Genomic DNA, 2,891 nt, shown 5'->3' with positions numbered 1-2,891 from the left:
GCGGCCTGGCTTTCACCGACACCAACGGCGACGGCATCCAGGGCACCGGCGAGGCCGGCATTGCCGGCCAGTCCGTGCAACTGCTCAACACTGCCGGCACCGTGGTCGCCAGCGCCACCACTGACAGCAGCGGCAGCTACAGCCTTTCCGCCGCTCCCGGCACCTACACAGTCAAGTTCGTCACTCCCACGGGCTACAGCCTCAGCCCGCAGGACAGGGGCAGCGACGACACCCTCGACAGCGACGCTAGTCCCACGACCGGCGTCACCACCGCCATCACGCTCACCTCCGGCCAGAGCGTGGCCAACGTCGATGCCGGGCTTTGGCAGAACGATGAGCAAACCGGTGGGAGCACGTCGAACGGTTCTACAGTATATGGATCGGGTGCGAACGATCTGTTCCATGGGACCGAAGGCCCGGATCTCTTCTACGGCAACGGCGGGGCGGACTGGTTCGACGGCGGAGCAGGTAAGGACATCCTGTTCGGAGCCGATCAGGCCGATACCATGCTTGGCGGGACAGGAAACGACACGGCTTATGGCGCTGGAGGAGCTGACCTCATCCAAGGCGGTGACGGAGCAGATCGCCTCTACGCCGGCAGCGGTGATGATACAGTCCAGGGAGATGACCCCGTCACATTGCCTCTCGGCACGAACTACGACGATCTGATCGAAGCCGGTGCCGGCAACGACTTGATCTTTGGAGGTGCGGGCAATGACGAGATGCAGGGCGAGGGTGACGATGACACCATCGCAGGCGGGACAGATAACGGCTCGCTGGCCTTTGCAGATCCGGTACACCCGGTAGCAAGTGCACCGACCGCGGTAGTGATCGGCGACAACCTGTACGGCAATGGTGGACGTGACACCTTCTTGTTCGCCAGGGGCGACGGCGTTGACCTGCTGTGGGATTTCGATGCCACACAGGACGTCATCCAGATCAGCGGCTATTCGCGCTCGGATATCGCGGCTGTCACCTTTGTCACCTCGGTCGTAGACCGTGGTCGGTCGAATGGCTATCCGCTGGACGCCGGCAGCCACGAAAAGCTGGCGTTGATTCTCAATGCTTCTGGCGATGCGATCATCTTCAACGACTTCGCCAATCGGAGCTCCGAGCGCCTTGCAATCCGGTTTGACGACGGCTGGCTTTCGGCGGCCGATCTGTATGCCCGCGCCACGCCTGGAGGAGGAGGCCACCAAATGCCTGATCCCGGCACGGGCACCCCCGACGGAGGCGAAAGTGGAGAAGGTGGCGCCGGCGGCAACGCCGTTCTTCAGGGAACCGAAGCAGCAGACAACCTCAGCGCTTACGGCTGGAATAACCGGATCGACGCCGGTAGCGGCGACGACACGATCAACGGCGGCGAAGGCAATGCCCTCATCGATGCTGGTGACGGCAACAACATTATAACAGTCGGCGGATGGAACAACACGGTGTTGGCCGGCAACGGTGGCACGCGGCTGAGTGGACCGCTGGGCAACACCAACGTCCACTTTGGCAACGGCGACCATCTCGTTCAGCTTGGTGGCTATGTCAACGTGATCGTCCTTGGTATTGGAAACAGCGTGGTAGACGCTGGCCAGAGTAACTCCAGCATCAAAATAGCCGGTGGGAACAGTATCGTTGTGGCTCGTGGCTGGAGTAATCAGATCCAAACTGGCGCCGGGGACGATAACATCTCCGGCATAGCTGGCAACTCGACGATTGAAGCGGGCGACGGAGACAACCGCGTCACCGCGGCGGGCTCGTCCAATCTGATCACAACGGGCGACGGGCGCGATGTCATCTTTGCCGGGGACGATACCGCCATGGTGCATAGCGGAGGAGGAGATGACACGATTGCCCTCCAGAGTTGGGGAAATCATCTCTGGGCTGGAAGCGGAAATGACGTGGTGCTGCTTGGCGCTAGCGACGGCGACGGGAGCATTGACGGTGAGGTAGGCACCGACACCGTTGTTGTCACCGGGGCTATCACCAATTACCGCTTTGGAGTGGGCGGAGGGGCAGTCTACATCAACGGGCCCGGGGCAAAATCGTACGAGCTTCGCAATGTCGAGTTGATAGCTTTTCATGGGGGCACGGACGAACCACAAGTGCTCTCGGCCGTGCTAGCCCAAGCAGGGCTGCAGCAGTTGGCAGCGCAAACTGTGGACGGAGTGTCGTCCTTCGTGATGCCGGACCTTTACAGCGGGCCGGTGGCCTACTTGCAGTATCAACTGCTCGGCAGCAATGGCGGCGAGGCAGTGGCTTCGACGGCAAGCAATGATTTTTTGAACCTACTCGGCGGCGATGATGCGGCGGTTGGTGGCGCTGGCGACGATGTACTCGATGGCGGGACAGGTTCGAACTTCCTGACCGGTGGAGCAGGACACGACGTGTTCTTCATTGATGGCCGTAGCGTGCAGTCGACTTGGAGCACGATCCCCGATTGGGAAGCAGGTGAGCAACTCTCGATCTGGGGTTGGCATCCTGGGATCAGTCGTGTTGGCTGGGAGGATATGGCGGGCACTGTGGGCTATGAGGGGGCAACACTGCACTTGGACTTCGATGCGAATGGTAGCTGGGACGCCTCAGTGACCTGGAGCGGCATCGCTCGATCGCAGCTTCCTACTCCGCGCGAATACGATGGTCTGTTGTGGTTCACCTGAAGCTCGGGAACCTACGTGCAAGGGCGTTGCTGCATAGATAAGGGTAAGCGGCGTCTACGGACCCTTGGTGGCTTCGGCTGAAGCTGCCGGCGCCTGCAGGTCGGCCCAGCACCAGGGCATGAGCTCGTCGATGCCTGTCCGGCGTCAGGGTCCATGAGACATCTGAGGCGGGTTGAGAAGCGGAGGATTTCTGGCTCACCGTAACCGCCAAGGAGTGAAGATGAGCCAGAAATCCTCCGCCCC

At 61.3% G+C, this 2,891-nt stretch carries 1 protein-coding gene; it reads left to right on the top strand.

Going from position 1 to position 2,891, the window contains the following annotated elements:
- A partial coding sequence (locus E2C06_RS35995; RefSeq protein ID WP_277751921.1) for an SdrD B-like domain-containing protein occupies window positions 1–2,648 on the top strand: 2,648 nt, incomplete at its 5' end.
- Between the last annotated feature and the right edge of the window lie 243 nt (window positions 2,649–2,891).

Source organism: Dankookia rubra, from assembly GCF_004355005.1.
GTDB classification, from domain to species: domain Bacteria; phylum Pseudomonadota; class Alphaproteobacteria; order Acetobacterales; family Acetobacteraceae; genus Paracraurococcus; species Paracraurococcus ruber_A.
This window is presented reverse-complemented; position numbering and strand designations above follow the sequence as displayed.